Here is a 4,143-nt window from a genome sequence, read left to right on the forward strand (position 1 = left end):
ATTTTCGCCGGAGTGCCTTTTAACGTACTCTGAGTGGACGCGGATCCAATACATAAAATGGCGCATGGAGCACATATAACATCTGCTGCGCGGCGGGACCCAGGCCATGCGCACTGCCAGAATGAGCATGAAGGCGATGAAGGCAAGGGAAATGGAAGCCGGCGCCGGGGAACCCGGCGGGAAGCGCCGCGCAACCCTTGCCGGCCCGAGGACCGGCACCGGACAGGCAGCGTCGGGGCACGCAGAATTGGGTACGCTTTTGCGGTTGGGCGGACAGGCTGGCGCTGCGTTTGCATCGGCGCGGCTGGTGACCCGGCGGCAAACCGGGCGGTGCTCAGGCCGGCCTGGTCGCCAGGGGATGATCGTGCAGGCGGTCGCGCGAGGCCAGGGACGGGAACAGCCGCATCCACACCGCCACCACCAGCAGCGTGCCGATGCCCCCCATCAGCACGGCGCCGACCGGGCCCAGCAGTGCCGCCGTCACCCCCGACTCGAACTCGCCGAGCTGATTGGACGCGCCGATAAAGACGGAATTGACCGCTCCCACGCGCCCCCGCATATCGTCCGGCGTATCCAGCTGGACCAGGGTGGAGCGCACCACCACGCTGATCATGTCGGAGGCACCCAGCATCACCAGCGCCGCCATCGACAACGGCAGCCAGTGCGAGATGCCGAACACCATCGTGGCCACCCCAAACACCGCCACCGCGCTGAACATGATGCGTCCCACGCGGCGGTTCATCGGGTGGTGCGCCAGCCACAGCGCGGTTGCCAGCGCGCCGATGGCGGGCGAGGAACGCAGCAGGCCGAGGCCCCAGGGCCCGGTGTGCAGGATATCGCGCGCATAGATCGGCAGCAGGGCGGTGGCGCCGCCCAGCAGCACGGCGAACAGATCCAGCGAAATCGCCCCGAGCAACACCGGCCGGCTACGGATATAGGCAATGCCCGCGAACAGCGTGGCGATGCTGACCGGTGTGCTCACGCGCTGCGCCGCCTGGCGCAGCTTGAGCGCGCTGATCAGGCAGGCGGCCACCGCGAACAGCGTGGCGCTGATGCCGTAGACCACGCCGGGGCCGGCCACGTAGGCAAAGCCGCCCAGCGCCGGGCCGATGATGATGGCCGTCTGGGTCGCGGAACTGGACAGGGCCACCGCGCGCGGCAACAGGCGCGGCGTGACCACGCTCGGCAACAAGGCCTGCAGCGTGGGCGTCTCGAAGGCGCGGGTCGCGCCGATCATGGCCACGAAGACAAAGATGTGCTCGCGCGTGATCCAGCCGGACCAGCTCGCCACCGCCATCGACACCGCGATCAGTGCCTCCAGCGTCTGGCAGGTGCGTACGATCAGGCGCCGGTCGAAGCGGTCGGCCACGTGGCCGGACATCAACAGCAGGATCACCGACGGCAGGAACTGCACCAGGCCCACCATGCCGAGCATGAAGGGGTCGCGGGTGAGGTCGTACATCTGCCAGCCTACCGCCACCGTGAAAATCTGGTACCCGATGGTGGTGCACAGGCGGGCAAACCAGAACAGCCGAAATGAAGGGTCGCGAAAAACGGAATCCGGCTCGGGGGCCGGAACAGTGGCAGGGGTCGGCATGGGTGGTGGCGATGACGGAACGGGCGGCGGGACAGGGCTTGCCCCACGCGGCGGGAAAACCCAAAAGCGCCCGAAGCGGCTCGTTCGGTGAATGGCACCATGCGCCGGTCACGGTTCTTACCTTTCTTTGCCCTTGCTCCCGCAAGTTTTGGATTCTATCCGAGCCCCGGCTTGTATGCAGGTGCATGCCATGGCCTTTCATGTATCAAGAATGATGCATTGCCTGGATATTGCGAAACCGTCACCCAATGGCGTCCGCGCTTCCCAGGAATTCCATCTTGCATCCCACCATCAAGCTTACCGGTGCCGCGCTTGGCGCTGCCTTGCCTTGTTTGACCACGGCCGCAAGCGCGGCCGACGCGCAGCCCGGCGCCACGCCGCAAGCCGCCAGCGCTTTCAGCGCCGAAACCACGCTCAACGCCGTCACCGTGGTCGGCAACGGGCTGTGGAACCCCAACGAGACCAAGGTGCTGGAACACCCGGACACTTCGAGCCGCGCTACTGGCAACGGTTGCGCGGCGAAAACATGAGCCATGAAGTGAGCGTGGGCTATCGCTTCCTGCGCCAAGCCAGCGGCGAACAAGCCTCGCGCACCGTCTACATCCAGGCCTCGCTGGCCTATTGAGCCAGCCGCGCCGCGCGCAGGCTGTCTGCCAGCGCGGCCGCGGCCGGCGCGGCGTCGCGCCGCGACAGCAACACCACGCGCGTATCGCAGCCGGCATCGGCCAGCGGCACGAAACGCACGTCCGGCGGCGCCATGCGCTTGAGCGAGGCCGGCACCAGAGCCACGCCAAACCCCGCCTCGACCAGCGCCAGCTGCGATAGCTTGCGCGAGATTGCCGCTGCCGCGCGGGGGTAGAAGCCGCTCTCCTGGCAGCATTGCGCCACCCGCTGGCTCAGGCCACCACGATCCGGATGCGGCAGCGACACGAAGGGTGCCTCCCGCAAGGCGGCCAGCGCCACGGCCCCGGCTTGTGCCAACGGGTGCGCGCTGCTTACCGCCAGTTCGAGGCGTTCACTGTAGAGCGGATCGACGTCGACGCCTGGCAGCCGGCGCAGCAGCGGCTCGCGCGCCAGCCCCAGATCGGCCCGGCCCTCGGCGATCTCCAGCGCCTGCTGCTCGCTGGACGCCTGCGAAACCTCGAAACCTATCCCCGGATGCGCTGACTGGTACTCGCGCAGCACCGCCGTGCACGCCGGCGTCAGCGGCACCGAACTCGAATGCAGCAGGCGCAGCGTGCCTTGTTCACCGCGCTCGACCTGGCGCGCCTGCGCCGAGGCCTCGGTCAGTTCGGCCAGGATGCGGCGCGCGGCTTCATGGAAAGCACGGCCGGCCAGCGTGGTTTCCACGTGGCGCGCCTTACGCACCAGCAGCACCACCTGCAGCATGCCCTCCAGCTCCTTGATCTGCCGGCTCAGCGCCGGCTGGGCAATGAAGAGCCGCTCGGCGGCCAGGCTGAAGCTGCCTGCATCGACGATTTCAACGAAGTAACGCAACTGCTTGAGGGACGGGCTCATTGAGGGACGGGCTCATGTCGGCCTGGACGGTACGCGGATAGCGGGCCGCAAGCCGGCCGCCAAGAAACCAGCGCAATCGCGCCACGCGACTACGCATCGGCGTGGCCGGGCGCGCGCTGCGCGCGAGGCCACGCGCGCAGTGTGCCACGGTGCGGGCGCCGCGCCCAGCGCGCTGCCATGCCGCTTTGCGATGGATCGCGGCCTGCTTTGATATTGGTGTCCGGGCGGGCGCGTCCTTAAGCTGTGGGACACGCAACCCCGACTCCGAACCCTGCCCGATGGACCTGAGCTACCTGCTGCCCGGCCTCTCCCTGCCGGCTTACCTCGCCATGTGCGCGGCGATTGCCGGCGCCTACGTGATCTTCGGCATGGCCGGCTTCGGCACCGCCCTGGTGGCCGGGCCGCTGCTGGCCTACCTGATGCCGGTCAGCCAGATCGTGCCACTGCTGGCCCTGATGGACTGCAGCGCCGCCGCCTTTGCCCTGGCGCGCGACGGCCGCGCCGCCGACCGTGCCGAGCTGGGCCGGCTGCTGCCCTGCATGCTGGCCGGCAGCCTGGCAGGCGCCGCGCTGCTGCTCAAGCTGCAATCGGACCTGCTGCCGCTGCTGTTGGGCATATTCGCGATGGCCTATGCGACGTGGTCGCTCGCGGGCAAGCGGCCGGCCGGCTTCACGCCGCGCGCGGCGCTGCCCTTCGGACTGGGCGGCGGGGTCTGCTCCGCCATGTTCGGCAGCGGCGGCTTCCTGTATGCGATCTACCTGTCGGGCCGGCTCGGCAAGGATGCGATGCGCATGACACAGTCCACCCTGATCGGCCTGAGTACGCTGACACGGCTGGTGCTGTTTGCGCTGGCGGGAGTGTATGCGGGTGCGGCCATCCTGAAGCTGGCTCTGCTGCTGGCGCCGGCCATGGCGCTGGGGCTATGGGCCGGGCGCAGTATCACGCTGCGGCTGTCGCGCGAGCAGTTCCTGCGCATGGTCAACGCGGTGGTGCTGTGCTCCGGCGGCGCGCTGATCCTGCACTACCTG

4 protein-coding genes are annotated in these 4,143 nt (G+C 68.5%); 2 read left to right on the forward strand and 2 right to left on the reverse strand.

Annotated elements, in window-relative coordinates; all coding sequences use genetic code 11:
• Positions 1–334 precede the first annotated feature (334 nt).
• The gene (locus tag P3W85_RS06610; RefSeq protein WP_017225045.1) at positions 335–1,597 is read right to left on the reverse strand and encodes an MFS transporter; all 1,263 of its coding nucleotides are present in this window, start codon (positions 1,595–1,597) and stop codon (positions 335–337) included.
• Positions 1,598–1,875: 278 nt separating this feature from the next.
• Between P3W85_RS06610 and P3W85_RS06615 the strand changes: the two genes are divergently transcribed.
• Positions 1,876–2,127: a hypothetical protein gene (locus tag P3W85_RS06615; protein ID WP_017225046.1), complete on the forward strand. Its 252-nt coding sequence runs from the start codon at positions 1,876–1,878 to the stop codon at positions 2,125–2,127.
• An 88-nt stretch (positions 2,128–2,215) separates the two neighbouring features.
• Here P3W85_RS06615 and P3W85_RS06620 read toward each other — a convergent pair whose 3' ends face one another.
• Entirely contained in the window at positions 2,216–3,115 is a 900-nt protein-coding gene (locus P3W85_RS06620; RefSeq protein ID WP_276264189.1) for a LysR family transcriptional regulator, read from the reverse strand.
• A 278-nt stretch (positions 3,116–3,393) separates the two neighbouring features.
• Here P3W85_RS06620 and P3W85_RS06625 point away from each other — a divergent pair.
• Positions 3,394–4,143: sulfite exporter TauE/SafE family protein (locus P3W85_RS06625; RefSeq protein WP_276264190.1), on the forward strand; the 750-nt coding region annotated here is incomplete at its 3' end.

This window comes from Cupriavidus basilensis, from assembly GCF_029335485.1.
Taxonomy (GTDB): domain Bacteria; phylum Pseudomonadota; class Gammaproteobacteria; order Burkholderiales; family Burkholderiaceae; genus Cupriavidus; species Cupriavidus basilensis_E.

What these genes read in the sequence shown, in the direction of transcription:
- P3W85_RS06610 (WP_017225045.1), bottom strand. Translation starts at nt 1,597, where the DNA reads ATGCCGACCCCTGCCACTGTTCCGGCCCCCGAGCCGGATTCCGTTTTT.
- P3W85_RS06620 (WP_276264189.1), bottom strand. Translation starts at nt 3,115, where the DNA reads ATGAGCCCGTCCCTCAAGCAGTTGCGTTACTTCGTTGAAATCGTCGAT.